Annotated in this window: 18 protein-coding genes and 1 riboswitch; of the genes, 16 read left to right on the forward strand and 2 right to left on the reverse strand. The window is 68.5% G+C overall.

Going from position 1 to position 16,486, the window contains the following annotated elements; translation table 11 throughout:
• Nucleotides 1-56 precede the first annotated feature (56 nt).
• From C6Y53_RS00140 to modC, 10 genes are all read left to right on the forward strand, one after another.
• Nucleotides 57-1,034: a BMP family protein gene (locus tag C6Y53_RS00140; protein ID WP_244615025.1), complete on the forward strand. Its 978-nt coding sequence runs from the start codon at nt 57-59 to the stop codon at nt 1,032-1,034.
• Nucleotides 1,031-2,593 (forward strand): ABC transporter ATP-binding protein, encoded by a 1,563-nt coding sequence (locus C6Y53_RS00145; RefSeq protein WP_106470588.1) that lies wholly within the window; start codon nt 1,031-1,033, stop codon nt 2,591-2,593. Before C6Y53_RS00140 ends, C6Y53_RS00145 begins: the two co-directional genes overlap by 4 nt.
• Nucleotides 2,583-3,632 carry an ABC transporter permease gene (locus C6Y53_RS00150; protein WP_106470589.1) on the forward strand — a complete coding sequence of 350 codons (1,050 nt, stop codon included), beginning with the start codon at nt 2,583-2,585 and terminating at the stop codon, nt 3,630-3,632. Before C6Y53_RS00145 ends, C6Y53_RS00150 begins: the two co-directional genes overlap by 11 nt.
• Before the next feature lie 3 nt (nt 3,633-3,635).
• On the forward strand, nt 3,636-4,550 hold the full coding sequence (locus tag C6Y53_RS00155) for an ABC transporter permease (protein ID WP_106470590.1): 915 nt from the start codon (nt 3,636-3,638) through the stop codon (nt 4,548-4,550).
• Nucleotides 4,550-5,842: an amidohydrolase family protein gene (locus C6Y53_RS00160; protein ID WP_106470591.1), complete on the forward strand. Its 1,293-nt coding sequence runs from the start codon at nt 4,550-4,552 to the stop codon at nt 5,840-5,842. The genes C6Y53_RS00155 and C6Y53_RS00160 overlap by 1 nt, the downstream gene beginning before the upstream one ends.
• A gap of 17 nt (nt 5,843-5,859) precedes the next feature.
• On the forward strand, nt 5,860-6,417 hold the full coding sequence (locus C6Y53_RS00165) for a thioredoxin family protein (RefSeq protein WP_106470592.1): 558 nt from the start codon (nt 5,860-5,862) through the stop codon (nt 6,415-6,417).
• Nucleotides 6,418-6,507: 90 nt separating this feature from the next.
• A complete protein-coding gene (locus C6Y53_RS00170; RefSeq protein ID WP_106470593.1) occupies nt 6,508-7,374 on the forward strand; it encodes a hypothetical protein in 867 nt (288 codons plus the stop codon).
• 8 nt (nt 7,375-7,382) lie between these two features.
• Complete coding sequence (gene modA, locus C6Y53_RS00175) at nt 7,383-8,177, forward strand: molybdate ABC transporter substrate-binding protein (protein WP_244614899.1); 795 nt, start codon at nt 7,383-7,385, stop codon at nt 8,175-8,177.
• A 61-nt stretch (nt 8,178-8,238) separates the two neighbouring features.
• On the forward strand, nt 8,239-8,937 hold the full coding sequence (gene modB, locus C6Y53_RS00180) for a molybdate ABC transporter permease subunit (protein WP_106470595.1): 699 nt from the start codon (nt 8,239-8,241) through the stop codon (nt 8,935-8,937).
• The gene (modC, locus tag C6Y53_RS00185) at nt 8,934-10,019 is read left to right on the forward strand and encodes a molybdenum ABC transporter ATP-binding protein (protein ID WP_106470596.1); all 1,086 of its coding nucleotides are present in this window, start codon (nt 8,934-8,936) and stop codon (nt 10,017-10,019) included. The genes modB and modC overlap by 4 nt, the downstream gene beginning before the upstream one ends.
• Nucleotides 10,020-10,052: 33 nt before the next feature.
• On the opposite strand, the gene C6Y53_RS00190 is transcribed toward modC, so the two are convergent.
• Nucleotides 10,053-10,310, reverse strand: coding sequence for a DUF2312 domain-containing protein (locus C6Y53_RS00190; protein ID WP_106473863.1), 258 nt, complete (start codon nt 10,308-10,310; stop codon nt 10,053-10,055).
• 124 nt (nt 10,311-10,434) lie between these two features.
• Nucleotides 10,435-10,640: riboswitch (cobalamin riboswitch) on the forward strand.
• A 125-nt stretch (nt 10,641-10,765) separates the two neighbouring features.
• Here C6Y53_RS00190 and C6Y53_RS00195 point away from each other — a divergent pair.
• From C6Y53_RS00195 to C6Y53_RS00220, 6 genes are all read left to right on the forward strand, one after another.
• Nucleotides 10,766-12,604 carry a TonB-dependent receptor plug domain-containing protein gene (locus C6Y53_RS00195; RefSeq protein WP_211299427.1) on the forward strand — a complete coding sequence of 613 codons (1,839 nt, stop codon included), beginning with the start codon at nt 10,766-10,768 and terminating at the stop codon, nt 12,602-12,604.
• Complete coding sequence (locus C6Y53_RS00200) at nt 12,591-13,451, forward strand: ABC transporter substrate-binding protein (RefSeq protein ID WP_244614900.1); 861 nt, start codon at nt 12,591-12,593, stop codon at nt 13,449-13,451. The genes C6Y53_RS00195 and C6Y53_RS00200 overlap by 14 nt, the downstream gene beginning before the upstream one ends.
• Nucleotides 13,448-14,428, forward strand: a complete 981-nt coding sequence (locus C6Y53_RS00205) for a FecCD family ABC transporter permease (RefSeq protein WP_106470599.1) — start codon at nt 13,448-13,450, stop codon at nt 14,426-14,428. The genes C6Y53_RS00200 and C6Y53_RS00205 overlap by 4 nt, the downstream gene beginning before the upstream one ends.
• Nucleotides 14,425-15,183, forward strand: a complete 759-nt coding sequence (locus C6Y53_RS00210) for an ABC transporter ATP-binding protein (RefSeq protein ID WP_106470600.1) — start codon at nt 14,425-14,427, stop codon at nt 15,181-15,183. The genes C6Y53_RS00205 and C6Y53_RS00210 overlap by 4 nt, the downstream gene beginning before the upstream one ends.
• A complete protein-coding gene (locus C6Y53_RS00215) occupies nt 15,180-15,851 on the forward strand; it encodes an adenosylcobinamide amidohydrolase (protein WP_106470601.1) in 672 nt (223 codons plus the stop codon). Before C6Y53_RS00210 ends, C6Y53_RS00215 begins: the two co-directional genes overlap by 4 nt.
• A gap of 65 nt (nt 15,852-15,916) precedes the next feature.
• Complete coding sequence (locus C6Y53_RS00220) at nt 15,917-16,135, forward strand: hypothetical protein (RefSeq protein ID WP_106470602.1); 219 nt, start codon at nt 15,917-15,919, stop codon at nt 16,133-16,135.
• Between the two features lie 12 nt (nt 16,136-16,147).
• Here the strand turns inward: C6Y53_RS00220 and C6Y53_RS00225 are convergent, their stop codons facing one another.
• A complete protein-coding gene (locus C6Y53_RS00225) occupies nt 16,148-16,378 on the reverse strand; it encodes a hypothetical protein (RefSeq protein WP_244614901.1) in 231 nt (76 codons plus the stop codon).
• Between the last annotated feature and the right edge of the window lie 108 nt (nt 16,379-16,486).

Here is a 16,486-nt window from a genome sequence, read left to right on the forward strand (position 1 = left end):
TCGCCAACCAGGGAGTTCAAAGAGTGATCAGATCACCGAAACTGTCGCGCCGCCGGATGATGGCGGCAACCGGGGCCGCCGCCGGCCTCGCCACGTTCGGGCTGCCGGCCCGCGCCGAAGGCCCGCTCAAGGTGGCCGGCATCTATACCGTGCCGGTCGAACAGCAATGGGTCAGCCGCATTCACAAGGCCGCGCTGGCCGCGCAGGATGCGGGTGAAATCGAGTATACCTTTACCGAGAACACCGCCAATACCGACTATTCCCGCGTGATGCGTGAATATGCCGAAGGCGGCCACGACCTGATCATCGGCGAGATATTCGGGGTCGAGGCCGAGGCCCGCGAGGTCTGCGCCGATTACCCGGACAAGGCGTTCCTGATGGGGTCGTCGTTCCTGCCCGACGGCAACAACCCGAATCTCGCGGTGTTTGATAACTATATCCAGGACGCATCCTACCTGAGCGGGATCATCGCCGGGTCGATGACCACGTCGAACAATATCGGCATGGTCGGCGGCTATCCGATCCCCGAGGTGAACCGCCTGATGCATGCCTTCATGGCCGGCGCCCGCGAGATCAACCCCGACATCCGGTTCCAGGTCAGCTTCATCGGTTCGTGGTTCGATCCGCCCAAGGCCAAGGAGACCGCCTTTGCGATGATCGAGAACGGCGCCGACATCCTCTATGCCGAACGGTTCGGCGTATCCGACGCGGCGCAGGAAAAAGGCATCCTGGCGATCGGCAACGTGATCGACACCCAGGCCGATTATCCCGACACCGTGGTCGCCTCGGCGATCTGGCATTTCGAACCGACGCTGAACGCCGCCATTGCCGCGGTCAGGGGCGGCACCTTTGCCGCGGACAATTACGGCGTCTATTCCTTCATGAAGGAAGGCGGCTGTTCGCTCGCCCCCTACGGCACGTTCGAGGGCAAGATCCCCGAAGCGGCGCTGAAACTGGTCGGCGAACGCGAAGCAGCGATCCGCGACGGGTCGATGACGATCGAGATCAACGACGAAGAGCCGACCTCGACTTGACGCGGGCACGAGACGAGGCGCCGGTTGTCCTGCGCCTCGATTCCATCACCAAACGGTTCGGCAACCTGGTCGCCAACGACGCGGTCAGCGTCACCCTGCGCCGGGGCGAGGTGATCGCCCTGCTGGGTGAAAACGGCGCGGGCAAGACCACGCTGACCAATATCCTGTTCGGCCTCTACACGGCGGACGAGGGCACGGTCGAGGTGCATGGCACCACCCTGCCCCAGGGCCAGCCCCGCGCGGCGCTGGACGCCGGCGTCGGCATGGTGCACCAGCATTTCACGCTGGCCGAGAACCTGACCGTGCTCGACAACGTGATGCTCGGCGCCGAACCGCTGTGGCGGGTGCGGCAGGCCAAGCGCGCGGCGCGGGAGCGGCTGCAGCAGCTGTCCGAGGATTTCGGGCTGAAAGTGGCGCTCGACGCCCGGGTCGCGACGCTGACCGTGGGCGAAAAGCAGCGGGTCGAGATCCTCAAGGCGCTCTATCGCGACACCGACATCCTGATCCTCGACGAACCCACCGCGGTGCTGACCCCGCAGGAAGCGGATGCGCTGTTTGCAACGCTGCGCAAGGCGGTGGCGCGCGGCCTGTCGGTGATCTTCATCAGCCACAAGCTGCACGAGGTGATGGCAGTGTCGACCCGTGTCCTAGTGTTACGGCACGGCCGGCTGGTGGCCGAACTGGATACCGCCGACACCAGCGAAAAGGCGCTGGCCGCGCTGATGGTCGGCGGCGAGGTGGCGGAACCGCGGATCACCCCCGCCGAACCAGGCGCGCCGCTGCTGCAGCTCGACGCGGTCTCGACCCCCGATACAGGCAACGCGCCGGGGCTGAAATCGGTGAACCTGTCGCTGAACGCGGGCCAGATCACCGGGCTGGCGGGGGTGTCCGGCAACGGACAGGCGGCGTTGTCCGATCTGGTCTCCGGGCTGACGGCGCCCGCCTCGGGGCGGATGACGGTTCTGGGCGACATACCCGCCGACTGGTCGCCGCGCGCGGCGCTGTCGCATCGCATCGCCCGCATCCCCGAAGATCGCCACAAGACCGGCACCGTGGCCGATTTCACCCTGACCGAGAACGCGATCCTGGAATCCTGCCGCGACGGGTTCAGCCGCCACGGATGGATGGACTGGGCAGGCGCCGAAACCCACGCCCGCGCGATCATTGACCGCTACGATGTGCGCTGCCCCGGTCCCGACACCCCGATCCGGCTGCTGTCGGGCGGCAACATGCAAAAGCTGATCCTGGGCCGGGCGCTGGAAACCGAACCCCGCATCATCCTCGCCAACCAACCGGTGCGCGGGCTGGATATCGGCGCCGTGAACTATGTGCATGCGCAGCTCATCGCCGCGCGCGACCGCGGCGCCGCGGTCCTGCTGATCTCGGAAGACCTGGATGAAATCATGAGCTTGTCCGATGTTATTCATGTCATAAGCGAGGGCCGGCTTTCGCCACCCTTTGCCCATGGCAGCATGAGCCAGGCGGAACTGGGCGTCTGGATGGCGGGCCGGGGTTTCGACCGGATGCCTGGCGGCGCGGGGGGTGAAGATGCGGCTTGAACCGATCGCGAATCCGTCGCTGGGACGGCGCATCGGCCTGCCCGCGCTGGCGCTGGGGGCGACTGTGGTCGTGGCCGCGATCCTCGCGGCGATCGCTGGCGGCGCCCCGCTGTCGGTCCTTGGGCTGGTCATCAAGGGCGCGGTGGGCAGCAAGTTCGCGCTGCTGGAGACGCTGAACCGGGCGACGCCGCTGATCTTCACCGGGCTGGCGGTGGCAGTCGCCTTTCGCGCAAGGCTGTGGAATATCGGCGCCGAGGCGCAGCTCTATGCCGGGGCCATCGTCACCGTGCTGCTGGGCACCGGCGCGCTGCCCCTGCCCGCGCCGCTGCTGCTGCCGGTGATCGCCGCCTGCGCCATGGTCGCCGGGGCGGCGATGCTGCTGGGCCCGGCGCTGGCCAAGGCGCGGCTGGGCGTGGACGAGGTGGTCACGACGCTGCTGCTGAATTTCGTAATGCTACTGTTCGTGTCGCTGCTGCTCGAAGGCCCGATGAAGGACCCTATGGGCATGGGCTGGCCCAAGTCGACCCGGCTGGTGGCCGAGGCCCGCCTGCCCCGGATCGTCGACGGGCTGCGGCTGCACTGGGGCTTCGCGCTGGCGCTGATCGCGGCGCTGGCGGTCTGGGTGATGCAGACCCGCACCGCCCTGGGATACGAAATCCGCGCCGTCGGGCTGAACCAACAGGCCGCGCGGTTCGCGGGCATCCCGGTCAATGGAGTGATCGTCAAGACCGCGCTGATCTCGGGCGGGCTGGCGGCGCTGGCCGGCTTTGGCGAGGTGGCCGGGCTCAAGGGCGTGCTGACGCTCGATCTGAGCCCCGGCTTTGGCTATACCGGCATCATCGTTGCCATGCTGGCGCGGCTGCATCCCCTCGGCGTGGTGGTCAGCGCGATCTTTGTCGCGGGCGTTTTCGTCGGCGCCGATTCGATGTCCCGCACCGCCGGGATCCCCAGCTATATCGCCGACATCATGCTGGCCGCCGCGCTGCTGCTGATGGTGCTGGCGCTGATGCTGACCCGGTATCGCGTGGCAAGGGGCTGAGGCATGGACCTGTTCGATATCCTGCTTTCGGCCAGTTTCTGGGCGGCCGTGCTGCGGATCGCCTCGCCGTTGATCTTTGCCACCATGGGCGAGTTGATCTGCGAACGCGCGGGTGTGTTGAACCTGGGCATCGAGGGCATCATGGTCGCCGGCGCCTTTGCCGGCTGGATCGCAGTCTATGCGGGGCTGGGGCTGTGGCCGGGCGTCGCGGTGGCGATGCTCACCGGCATGGCGTTCGGCCTGCTGCACGGGGTGCTGACGGTGCCGTTCGGTCTCAGCCAGCATGTGGTCGGGCTGGGCATCACCCTGCTGGCGACCTCGGCGACCTATTATGCCTATCGCGTGGCCCTGCCCGAAGTGTCGTCGCCACCCCGGATCGAGGCGTTCCAGCCACTGCCCCTGCCCGGCATCCTCGCGCAGACGCCGCTGACTTACGCGGCCCTTGCCGTGGCCGGGATCGTGGCCTGGACCCTCTATCGCACGCCGCTGGGGCTGGCATTGCGCGCCGCCGGCGACAACCCCGCCGCCGTGGCGGCCCAGGGCCTGTCGGTGACCGGGCTGCGGCTGGGCGCGGTGGTGGTCGGCTCGGGGCTGATGGCGGTGGGCGGGGCGTTCCTGACCATGAGCGCCTTCAACTCGTTCTTCTTCGAGATGGTGAACGGGCGCGGCTGGGTCTGCATCGCGCTGGTCGTGTTCGGGTCGTGGCGACCGGGCAAGGCGGTCCTGGGCGCGATCCTGTTCGCCGCGTTCGACGCGCTGCAGATCCGCCTGCAACAGACCCCGATGGGCGCACAGGTGCCCTACCAGGTGTTCCTGATGCTGCCCTACCTGCTGTCGATCCTCGCGCTGGTGATCATGTCGCGCCGCGCAGAGGTCCCCGCCGCGCTGATGATCCCGTTCCAGAAAGGAGAACGCTGATGTTCGACCTGATCGTGAAGGGCGGCACCCTGCCCGACGGCACCCGCGCCGATATCGGCATCACCGGCGACCGGATCGCCGCGGTCGACAATCTGGACACCGCCGCGGCAGGCCGGGTGATCGACGCCACCGGCGACCTGGTGTCGCCCCCCTTCGTGGACCCGCATTTCCACATGGACGCCACCCTGTCCTACGGCACCCCGCGCATCAATGCATCCGGAACGCTGCTCGAAGGCATCGCGCTCTGGGGCGAGTTGAAGGAGATCGTCACCATCGACGACATGGTGGCGCGCGGGCTGGAATACTGCGACTGGGCCGCGTCGATGGGCCTGCTGGCGATCCGGTCGCATGTGGATACCTGCGACGACCGGCTGCTGGGCGTGCAGGCGATGCTCGAGTTGCGCGAAAAGGTCCGCGATTACATCGATCTGCAACTGGTCGCGTTCCCGCAGGATGGCGTGTTTCGCGATCCGACGGCGATGGACAACACGATCCGCGCGCTCGACATGGGCGTCGACGTGGTGGGCGGCATTCCGCATTTCGAACGCACCATGGCCGACGGCGCGCGATCGGTCACCGCGCTCTGCGAAATCGCCGCCCAACGCGGGCTGATGGTGGACATGCATTGCGACGAAACCGACGACCCGATGAGCCGCCATATCGAAACACTGGCCTATGAGACCCGGCGGCTGGGCCTGCAAGGGCGCGTGGTCGGGTCGCACCTGACCTCGATGCACTCGATGGACAATTATTATGTGTCCAAGCTGTTGCCGCTGATCGCCGAGGCGCAGGTCGCCGCGATTCCGAACCCGTTGATCAACATCATGCTGCAGGGCCGGCACGACAGTTTCCCGAAACGGCGCGGACTGACCCGCGTCAGGGAAATGCAGGCGGCGGGCATCGATGTGGGCTGGGGACAGGACTGCGTGCTCGACCCGTGGTATTCGCTGGGCACGGCCGATATGCTGGACGTGGCCTTCATGGGGCTGCATGTGGCGCAGATGAGCGCCCCCGACGAGATGCGACGCTGTTTCGACATGGTGACCGAAACCAATGCCCGCATCATCGGGGTGCGGGATTACGGGCTGCGCGTGGGGGCAACGGCATCGCTGGTGGTGCTGGACGCGGGCAACCCGATCGAGGCGCTGCGGCTGCGGGCCACAAGGCTCTGCGTGGTCGCCCGCGGCAAGGTGATCGCCGAAACCCCGCGGGCCGTGGCGCAGCTGTCGCTGCCCGGAAGTCCCGGACGACCCGGGCGGCTGCGCCGGCGCCACCCGGCCCATAACGGCTGACGAGCGGAGGAAACGACATGGCAACATCGGCACCGATCTGCGATTTCGGCTGGAGGCCGCCCGGTTTCACCCTGCCCGGCACCGATGGCAAGACCTACGCGCTGGCGGATATCGCCGGACCGAACGGGGCGCTGGTGATGTTCATCTGCAACCACTGCCCCTATGTGATCGGGGCGCTGGACCGGATCAAGCGCGACGCAAGCGACCTGAAGGCGCGCGGGATCGGCGTGGCCGCGATCTGTTCGAACGATGCCATTGCCTATCCCGACGACAGTTTCCCCAGGATGCAGGACCTGGCGGTCGCCGAATCCCTGCCCTTTCCCTATCTGCACGACGCCGACCAGTCGGTGGCCCGCGCCTGGGGCGCGGCCTGCACGCCGGATTTCTTCGGCTTCAACGCGGATCTGGGCCTGCAGTATCGCGGCCGCATCGACGCGGGCGGCCGGACCGCCCCGCCCGAGGGCGCCCCGCGCGAGCTGTTCGAGGCGATGCGCCTGATCGCCGAAATCGGGCACGGACCGGCCGAACAGGTGCCGTCCATCGGCTGTTCGATCAAATGGAAACCCACCGGCTGAGCCCCGGCACGGGGCGCGCGCCTGTCCGGTTTGACTGAACCGGGCAGAACCGCTAGCCGTGGGCAAAGGCAGACGATTACCGGAAACCGCATGCAGGTCATCATCCATACCGGCGCGCATTTCACCGAGGCTGACCGGCTGCTGAAGAGCCTGCTGCGCAACACGCGGCAGTTCCACGCGAACGGGATTTCCGTGCCCGGTCCGGGCAAATACCGGGTGCTGCTCAAGGAAACCTTTGCCGCGCTGCGCCATGCGCCACCGGCAGAGGATGCCGGCGAGGTGCTGATCGACGCCATTCTCGACGATGAAAACGCCAACCGGGTGATCCTGTCGAACCCGCATTTCTTCGGCTCGGCGCGCTATTCGCTGATCGACGGCGATTTCTATCCGCAGGCGCCGGAACGGATGAAGCACCTGACCCGGCTGTTTCACGACCATGATCTGGAGATGTTCATGAGCGTGCGGGCGCCGGTCACCTTTCTCTCGACGCTGGTCGAGCCGTCGCCCGACACCCGGCTGGCGGATGTGATGGGCGGCGTCAACCCGCTCGAAATGCGCTGGTCGGACATGCTGGGCCGGGTCCGCGACCAGCTGCCCGATCTGCCGATCACGGTCTGGTGCTACGAGGATGCCCCCCTGATCTGGAGCCGGATCATCCGCGCCCTGGCCGGCCTGCCCGACAACACGCAGGTGAGGGGTCCGTTCGATCTGCTGACCAACCTGATCAGCCCCGAAGGGATGCAGGAATTCCTCGCCACGCTGCGCGCGAGCGGCGGCCCCGCCGATCCCGCGTTTATCACCGAGACCATCCTCGCCCACGGGCTGAACGAGGCGCTGGAGCAGGAACTGCACCTGCCCGGCTGGTCCCCCGAACTGATCGAGGACATGCAATGGGCCTACGAGGAAGACCTGGAACGGATTTCGCGAATCCCCAACCTGCGGCTGATCGAACCATGATCCGCCGCATGATCCGTTCGTGCCGCGCGGCGGTGATGGCGGCGGCGCTCGCCGTGGCTGCGTTTGTCCCCCTGGGGTCCGCGACGGCGCAGGAGGCACCGTTCGGCGTTTTTGCCGCCGCCAGCATGAAAACCGCGCTGGACGAGGCCGCCGCGCGTTTTGCCGCCGGGACCGGGGAAACACCGCCGCTCCTGTCCTTCGCCGGCAGTTCGGCGCTGGCGCGGCAGATCATGCAGGGCGCGCCGGCGGCGCTGTTCGTGTCCGCCAATACCGCCTGGATGGACACGCTCGAGGCCGAGGGGCTGATCGCGCCCGGCACCCGCGCCGACATCGCCACCGGTGACCTGGTGCTGATCGCCGCGCCGGGATATGCGGGCGAACTGACGATCGGGCCGGGCTTTGACCTGGCCGGGGCGCTGGGTGGCGAACGGCTGGCGATGGCGCTGGTCGACGCGGTGCCGGCGGGGATCTACGGGCGGGCGGCGCTGCAATCACTGGGGGTCTGGGACAGTGTCGCGGACCGCATCGCGCAGGCCGACAATGTCCGCGCCGCGCTGCGCCTGGTGGCCTTGGGCGAGGCGCCGCTGGGCATCGTCTATGCCACGGACGCGCTGGCCGAACCGCGGGTGCGGGTGCTGGGCCGGTTCCCTCCCGACAGCCACCCCCCGATCTGCTATCCGGCAGCGGTGCTGGCCGAATTCGACACCCCCCCGGCACGCGCGTTCCTGGCGTTCCTGACCGGTCCCGAAGGCCGGGAGATCCTGAATCGCCACGGTTTCGGATCGCCGGACCGGACGGAATGACGCCCGGGGCGGTTCGACAGATCGGCCCGGCCAGGTCGCGGATGGCGCGGGGCATCCGCCGGTGAGCGGCTGGCTCGGTCCCGCCGAGTGGCAGGCGCTGGCGCTGTCGCTGAAAGTGTCGTTCTGGGCAACGGTGCTGAGCCTGCCCCCCGGCGTGCTGGTCGCTTATGCGCTGGCGCGGGGGCGGTTCCGGGGGCGCGAATTGCTCAACGGGCTGGTGCATCTGCCGCTGATCCTGCCACCGGTGGTCACCGGCTACCTGCTGCTGATGACCTTTGGCCGGCGCGGGCCGGTGGGCGGCTGGCTGGAGGACACGTTCGGCCTGGTGCTGGCCTTTCGCTGGACCGGCGCGGTGCTGGCGGCGTCGATCATGGCCTTTCCGCTGATGGTGCGCGCGATCCGGCTGGCGATCGAGGCCGTCGACCCGAAACTGGAACAGGCCGCGGCGACGCTGGGCGCGTCGCGGATACAGGTCTTCGCCACCGTTACCCTGCCCCTGATCGCGCCGGGGCTGATCGCGGGCGCGGTGCTGGGATTTGCCAAGGCGATCGGCGAATTCGGCGCGACCATCACCTTCGTCTCGAACATCCCCGGCCAGACCCAGACGCTGCCTTCGGCGATCTACACCTTCCTGCAGGTGCCCGGCGCCGAAGCCCCGGCCCTGCGGCTGGTGGCGATCTCGGTGGTGGTGGCGCTGGCGGCGCTGGCGGCCTCCGAGGTGCTGGCGCGGCGGGCGGCGAAACGGGTGGCCGGGGAATGAGCCTGACGGTTGACATCACCCATCGCCAGGGCGGGCTGAACCTGCAGATCGGTTTCGAAGCCCCCGGCGGGATCACCGCCCTGTTCGGCCGCTCGGGCAGCGGCAAGACCACGGTGGTCAACGCCGTGGCCGGGCTGCTGACGCCACGGGGCGGACGGATCGAGCTGCATGGCCAGACCCTGTTCGATGCCGATGCGGGCATCGACCTGCCCCCGCACCGCCGCCGGCTGGGCTATGTGTTCCAGGACGCGCGGCTGTTTCCGCATATGTCGGTGCGGCGCAACCTGACCTATGGTGCCCGGTTCGCCCCGCCGGGCAACGGGCCGTCGCTCGACGAGGTCTGTGCGCTCCTGGGCATCGGCGCGCTGCTGGACCGGCGACCCGGCGCCTTGTCGGGGGGTGAAAAGCAGCGGGTCGCCATCGGACGGGCGCTGCTGTCGCGGCCGCGCATCTTGCTGATGGACGAACCCCTCGCGGCGCTCGACGCCGCCCGCAAGGCCGAGATCCTGCCCTATCTCGAACGGCTTCGGGACAGCACCGGCATTCCGATCCTCTATGTCAGCCATTCGGTGCCCGAGGTGGCGAGGCTGGCAACGACCGTGGTGGTGCTGGAGGATGGCCATGTCGCCCGGACCGGCCCCGCCGAACGGGTGCTGTCCGACCCGGCCACGGTCCGCCAGATCGGGCTGCGTGACGCGGGCGCGGTGCTGCCCGCGACCGTCGCGCTCCATCACGAGGACGGGCTGACCGAACTGGCGTTTTCGGGGGGGCGGCTGTTCTTGCCCGCGATCGACAGTGCGCCGGGCACGCCGACGCGCGTGCGTATCCTGGCCCGTGACGTGATCCTGTCGCGCCCGGAACCGCGTGAGCAGTCCGCGCTGAACGTGCTGGCCTGCGAGGTGACCGAACTGCGCGGCGGCGAGGGCCCCGGCATGATGGTCGGGCTGCGCTGCGGCGATGACCGCCTGCTGGCCCGCGTCACCCGCCGCTCGGCGACGGCGCTGGCGCTGGCGCCCGGCGAACGGGTCTATGCGCTGGTCAAATCGGTATCGGTGGCGCGGATGGATGTCGGAACCGGCTGACCCTGCCCCGCCGGTCCGCCCGCGCCCGGCACATTACATGCCCAACGCTTCCTTGTAGAGTTCCAGAACCGCCTCTTCCTCGGCGATGTCATTGGCGTCGCGCTTGCGCAGGGCGATGATCTTGCGCATGACCTTGGTGTCATAGCCGCGTGCCTTGGCCTCGGCCATCACCTCTTTCTGCTGCTCGGCGATGTCCTTCTTTTCGGCCTCGAGCCGTTCGACCCGCTCGATGAAGCTGCGCAGTTCACCGGCGGTCACGCTATAGGTGGCATCGGTCACGGTATCGGTCATGGACGGTTCCTTGAATTGCTCGATCTGGGACGGAGCCTGCCGGATACCGCCCCGCCGCCGGTCCTGCAAGACACGATTGCCCCATGATCGACGCATCGCCGCTTGATCCGTTGCGCAATGCGTCCTATTCGAGTGCCGCTCTGGTTCGGCGATGCGAGTCGCCGTTAAAGGGAACGCGGTGCGGCCGGCAATGGCCAACTCCGCGACTGCCCCCGCAACTGTAGGCGGTGAGCGCGGCCCGAACGAACCACTGGACCATCCTGGTCCGGGAAGGACGGTCCCGCGCTGTGACCCGCAAGTCAGGAGACCTGCCGGCGCGATCACCTTCATCCGGTGCGGGGTGCATTGGTATGGGCGGCGCATAAACCGCAATGGTGACATCCAGACCACCGTTTGCGGAAGCGCCGCCGGCCTTTCCAAACTCTCCGAAACGGCACCAGGAAAGGGCCAAAGACATGACCAGACTGTTTTCCACCGCATCCGCGATCGCGCTTGCCGTCGCGGCGCCGGCCTTGGCCGAAGATCCGCTGCATCTGGGCGAGATTTCGGTTTACGCGAACAAGGCGGGCACGCCGATACCGCTTGAGCGCACCGGCGCCACCGTCGATGTGGTGACCGACCACGAACTAAGACAATCCAGCGAAACCGCACTGGCCGACCGGCTGTCGCTGCTGCCCGGCGTATCGGCCAGCAGCAATGGCGGGCTGGGTTCGACCACCACCGTGCGGGTGCGCGGGCTGGACGGCAAATACGTCAAGGTCCTGATGGATGGCATCGACATCACCGACCCGGCATCGAGCCAGGTCCAGTTCAACTGGGCCGGCATGACCAACGCGGGCCTGTCGCGCGTGGAGGTTCTGAAAGGCTCCAGTTCCTCGGTCTACGGGTCGCGCGCGGTGGCCGGCGTGATCAACATGTCGTCGGACCAGCGCACCGGAGAACCCGGCACGGTCCTGCGCTTCGGCCTCGAGGGCGGCACCTATGACACCTATCGCGCCGGGTTCAACGTGACCACCGAAGGCGAACGCGGCGGGCTGTCTTTCAGCATGAGCCGGGTGCAGACGGACGGGTTTTCGTCCAAGGCCGCCGGGACCGAACCCGATGGCTATGAAGGCACGCAGCTGAATTTCTCGGCCGATATCATGGCCACCGACACGCTGACCCTGGGCGTCACCGGATATGCGCTGAACTCCGAAGGCGATTTCGACGAGTTCGGCGGCGACGGCGTGCCGCCCTTTGACGAAACCAACACCACCAAGACCCGTGCCCTGCGCGCCTTTGCCGAACTGGCGACCGGCGCGGTCACGCATACATTCTCGGGCACCTATTACAACAACGACCGGGTGAGTTCGTCCAACGGGTTCGACACGCCGTTCGACGGCACTCGCAAGCGGCTCGACTATACCGGCGTCTGGGATGTCTCGCAGGCGCTGCAATTCACCTTTGGCGGTGACTGGGAACGCGAGGAATTCGTGTCCGGCGTCGACAGCGGCGATGCCGACATGACCGGTATCTTTGCCGAAGCGCTCTATGCCCCCAATGACAGCCTTGACCTGTCCGCGTCGCTGCGCTGGGACGACCATTCGGAGTTCGGCGGCAACCTGTCGGGGCGGCTGGCCGCAGCCTGGCGCCCGGCTGAAAACACCATCATTCGCGCGGTCGCCGCCACCGGGTTCCGCGCGCCGTCGCTCTATGAACTCAACCACACGCTCTATGGCAATCCCAACCTGCAACCCGAGGAAAGCGCCAGTTTCGAGCTGGGCGTCGAACAGCAGTTCGGCCGCGGGTCCTTTGTCAAGGCGACTGCGTTCCATACCGAGATCGACAACCTGATCCAGTTCGTGACCCTGACCAGCTTCCCGCAGCCCTTCACCGGCCAGTATCAGCAGGTTCCGGGCACCTCGACCTCGCAGGGCGTGGAACTGTCCGGGGCTTGGGTGCTGTCGGATAGCTTCTCGGTCTATTCCAACTACACCTATACCGACGCGGTCGACGCCAATGGCAACCGGCTGCTGCGGGTGCCGGGGCATGATTTCGTGTTCGGCCTCGCCACCACCTTCGCGGAGCGTTGGGAAGGCGACCTGGCCGTGCATCACGTCGCCGACCGGCCCGATGAATTCGGCACGGTGATGGACGACTACACCGTCACCGACGCCACCATCAGCTACGCGCTCTCGGACACCGCCGATGCCTATCTGCGGATCGAGAACATCTTTGACGAGCAATACCAGACCTCGGCCGGCTACAACGCGCCCGGCCGCGGGTTCTATGTGGGGCTGCGTGCGGCCTTCTAGGCTGGTACCGGCGCTGGCCGCGCTGGGGATGACCTGGTTTTCGACCGGGGCATCAACCGGCGCGGCCGCCTATGCCGCGCCGCCCCAGCGGGTGGTTTCGGTCAATCTGTGCACCGACCAGCTTGCCCTGTCGCTCGCCGCGCCCGGCCAGCTGGTATCGGTGTCGCGGCTGGCCCATGACCCGGCAAGCTCGGCCATGGCCGAAACGGCCAGCGCCTATCCGGTCAACGGATCGGGGGCCGAAGAGGTGTTCCTGCTGAACCCCGACCTGGTGCTGGCTGGCACTTTCACCGCCGCCGCCACGGTGCAGACGCTGCGCGACCTGGGGCTGCGGGTCGAACTGTTCGCACCGGCGCAGCGGCTGGCGGACGTGCCGCGCCTGCTCGCGCAGATGGGCGCGGCGCTGGGCCGCGAAGACGCCGCAGCCGCGGCGATCGACGCCTTCGAGCGCGAACTGGCCGAGCTGTCACGCCCGCCCCGGCACCGCCCGCGCGCGGCGCTCTACTATGTCAACGGCTACACGTCGGGGGCGCAATCGCTGGCCGGAGACATCCTCGGCGCGGCCGGTTTCGACAATGTCGCCGACGAGGCCGGGCTGGCCCGTGGCGGCACGCTGCCGCTGGAACGGTTGCTGCTGCTGGCGCCCGACGTGATCGTGCGCGGCCGCGACTATCCCGGTCAGGCCCGTGCCGAAGAGGTGCTGGCCCATCCGGCGCTGCAGGCGCTGGACGGCACCCGGATCGCGGGAACGCTGACCGACCGCGACTGGATCTGCGGCACGCCGGGGGTGCTGAAGGCGGTCCGCGCCATGCGCGATCTGCGCCTGTCGCTGGAGGCAGGGGAATGAGGCTCGCCGTTTTCCTGATCGCGCTGTGCGCGGCGCTGTTCACCCTGTCGCTCGTCACCGGCTTTGCCAGCGCCGGTCCGCTGCAATCGCTGGCGGCGCTGCTGCGCGATGACGGCACGCCGCTGTCGGTGGTGATGCGTGAGATCCGCCTGCCGCGCGCGTTGCTGGCCGCGATGATCGGCGCATCGCTGGGGCTGTCGGGGGCCGCGATGCAGGGCTATCTGCGCAACCCGTTGGCCGAGCCGGGCCTGATCGGCATCTCGGGCGCGGCCGCGCTGGGGGCGGTGCTGGCACTCCAGACCGGGCTGGCGCTGGCCTTTCCGCTGGCGCTGCCGCTGGCGGCGCTGGCGATGGCGGTACTGGCGGTGCTGCTGATCCTGGCGCTGGCCGGACCGCGCGGCGCCTCGATCACGCTGATCCTGGCCGGCATCGCCATCTCGGCGCTGGCCTCGGCGCTGACCTCGCTGGCGCTGAACCTGTCGCCCAATCCCTTTGCCGCCGCCGATATCGTGTTCTGGATGATGGGTTCGCTGGCGGATCGCAGCTTTGGCCATGTCTGGCTGGCCTTGCCGTTCACCCTGATCGGCTGGGGGCTTCTCGCCAGCCTCGGGCGCGGGCTGGACGCGCTGACGCTGGGCGAGGACGCCGCCGCCGCGCTGGGCGTGCGGCCCGAGCGGTTGCGGCTGGTGCTGGTGGTCGGGACCGCCTGTTGCGTGGGGGCGGCCACCGCCGTGGCCGGCGCGATCGGGTTCGTCGGGCTGGTCGTGCCGCACCTGCTGCGCCCGCTCGTGGGGGCGCGGCCGTCGGCCTTGCTCTGGGCTTCGGCGCTCGGCGGCGCGGCGATGGTGCTGGCGGCGGATGTCGCCGTGCGCGTGCTGCTGCCCGACCGCGACCTGAAACTGGGCGTGCTGATGGCGCTGGTCGGCGCGCCGCTGTTCCTGCACCTGATCTACAAGACGCGGCGGGAGGTGGCATGAGCCTGCTCACCCTTTCCGGACTGTCCCTGACCCGCCGGGGGCGCCGCGTGCTCGACGCGGTGTCGCTGACGATCGGTCCGGGCGAATGCGTTGGCCTGATCGGGCCGAACGGCGCGGGCAAGACGACCCTGATGCGCGCGGCGCTGGGCCTGCTGGCGGCCGAGGGCGCATCGTCGCTGGCCGACAGCGACGCCGCCGCCCGTGCCCGCACCGCCGCCTGGATGCCGCAATCGCGCGAAATCGCCTGGCCGGTCTCGGTGGAAACGGTGATCGCGCTCGGACGGCTGCCGCACCTGCCGCGCGGCACGCGGCTGCGCGGCGATGACCGCGCCGCCATCGATGCGGCCATCGACCGGATGGGGCTGACGCCGCTGCGCAACCGCACCGCCACGCGCCTGTCGGGCGGTGAACAGGCGCGCGTGCTGATCGCCCGGGCGTTGGCGCAGGACACGCCGTTCTTGATCGCCGACGAACCCATCGCCGGTCTGGACCCGGCCAGCCAGATCGCCACGATGCAGGTCTTTGCCGACCTGGCCGCCGAAGGGCGTTCGGTGCTGGTCTCGCTGCACGATCTCGGCCTGGCCGCCCGTCACTGCACCCGGCTGCTGATGCTCAGGGACGGAGGGCTGGTCGCCGATGGCCCGCCCGCGCAGGTGCTGACCCCCGGCAATGTGCGCGAGGTGTTCGGCGTCACCGCCTATTACGAGGAAACCCGCGACGGCCCCGTATTCCAGCCGATGGAGGTGGTCCGGTGAGCGCCCGGCTCGTCCGGCCCTGGCTTGAGCTGGATCTCGGCACGCCCCACCGGGTGCTGAGCTGGGCGGTGCATCGCCCCGGCCTGGTCGAGGCCCGCCACATCCTGTGGCGGGAGGTGCGCAATGCCGACCTGCCCCCCGGCCTGGACGTGACCGGCTGGCTCGCCGACGAGGTGACGGCACGCGGGCGCGGCGATGCGGTGACCATGCTGACCTCGCGCAATCTCGACCGTTTCGAACAGGCGCAGGCCCGCGTCGACGGCGTGACCGCGCATTGCGTCGCGACGGTGGGCCTGTCCAATGCGGAACGGATCGGGACGCGCGTGGACCGGAGCGGCACGGACTGGGGCACGATCAACGTCGCGCTGGTCCTGTCGCAGCCGCTGACCGATGCGGCGCTGATCGAAACCGTGTCGATCGTGGCGCAGGCCCGCACGACGGCCATCATCGGCACCGGTCTCATGCTGCCGACGGGATGCGCAACCGGGACCGGGACCGATTGCATCGCGGTCGCGGCCCCTGCCGGCGACATGCCCTATGCGGGGCTGCACACCGCCGCCGGCGAAGCCACGGGCCGCGCGGTGCTCGACGCGATCGGAACCGCCGCGCGGGTCTGGATGGAGCGCGACCGCCGCCCGGCCGGGGCTGGACCCACCCGCCGGGGCTGACGCGCGACGCTTGCGCCATTCTCCGCGATGGCCTATGCGCGGGCCGCAATGACAGGAGCGCGCCCATGTTTGATGCCATGATCTGGATCGGAACCGTCGTGACGCTGGCCGGGCTGGCCGGGCTGGTCTGGTGTATCCTGAGGGTGGCGCGCGCAAAGCGCGCCGGGCTTCGGGAAGAAGACCTGCGCGCGGTGATGCAATCGACCATGCCGCTGAACACCGGCGCGCTGTTCCTGTCGGTGATGGGGCTGATGCTGGTCGTGATCGGGATCATGCTGGGCTGATCCCGCGGCCCGCTACACGGGCATGTTGTCGAATCGCGCCTCGATCACTTCGTCGATCAGCGCCGCGTCCAGCCGTTTCATCCGCCTCGGCACGCGCTGACCATCGGCCTTCAGCAGCTCCAGAGCATGGGAAAACACCGGCTGCAACGCCAGCCGCGACCGGGCATCCGCCCCGGCGATTCGGCGTTCCAGGGTTTCTGCGGCGGCAATCAGGTTCTTGTCAGTCAGGCTTTTAACAGTCATGGCTCCCCCCATCGACGATCCCTGCAACCCAAGGATGCACCGTGACGGTAACAGTTGAAAGACGCTGCGGAACCGGTAACCGCCACGGTGCACGCTCACCAGCGCAAG

Origin of the sequence: Pukyongiella litopenaei (genome assembly GCF_003008555.2) — a bacterium.
Taxonomy (GTDB): domain Bacteria; phylum Pseudomonadota; class Alphaproteobacteria; order Rhodobacterales; family Rhodobacteraceae; genus Pukyongiella; species Pukyongiella litopenaei.

Coding starts and splice junctions, on each gene's coding strand:
- C6Y53_RS00155 (WP_106470590.1), top strand. CDS start 3,636: ATGGACCTGTTCGATATCCTGCTTTCGGCCAGTTTCTGGGCGGCCGTG.
- C6Y53_RS00220 (WP_106470602.1), top strand. CDS start 15,917: ATGTTTGATGCCATGATCTGGATCGGAACCGTCGTGACGCTGGCCGGG.
- modA (WP_244614899.1), top strand. CDS start 7,383: ATGATCCGTTCGTGCCGCGCGGCGGTGATGGCGGCGGCGCTCGCCGTG.
- C6Y53_RS00150 (WP_106470589.1), top strand. CDS start 2,583: ATGCGGCTTGAACCGATCGCGAATCCGTCGCTGGGACGGCGCATCGGC.
- C6Y53_RS00205 (WP_106470599.1), top strand. CDS start 13,448: ATGAGGCTCGCCGTTTTCCTGATCGCGCTGTGCGCGGCGCTGTTCACC.
- C6Y53_RS00210 (WP_106470600.1), top strand. CDS start 14,425: ATGAGCCTGCTCACCCTTTCCGGACTGTCCCTGACCCGCCGGGGGCGC.
- C6Y53_RS00140 (WP_244615025.1), top strand. CDS start 57: ATGATGGCGGCAACCGGGGCCGCCGCCGGCCTCGCCACGTTCGGGCTG.
- C6Y53_RS00225 (WP_244614901.1), bottom strand. CDS start 16,378: ATGACTGTTAAAAGCCTGACTGACAAGAACCTGATTGCCGCCGCAGAA.
- C6Y53_RS00160 (WP_106470591.1), top strand. CDS start 4,550: ATGTTCGACCTGATCGTGAAGGGCGGCACCCTGCCCGACGGCACCCGC.
- C6Y53_RS00165 (WP_106470592.1), top strand. CDS start 5,860: ATGGCAACATCGGCACCGATCTGCGATTTCGGCTGGAGGCCGCCCGGT.
- C6Y53_RS00170 (WP_106470593.1), top strand. CDS start 6,508: ATGCAGGTCATCATCCATACCGGCGCGCATTTCACCGAGGCTGACCGG.
- modC (WP_106470596.1), top strand. CDS start 8,934: ATGAGCCTGACGGTTGACATCACCCATCGCCAGGGCGGGCTGAACCTG.
- C6Y53_RS00195 (WP_211299427.1), top strand. CDS start 10,766: ATGACCAGACTGTTTTCCACCGCATCCGCGATCGCGCTTGCCGTCGCG.
- C6Y53_RS00190 (WP_106473863.1), bottom strand. CDS start 10,310: ATGACCGATACCGTGACCGATGCCACCTATAGCGTGACCGCCGGTGAA.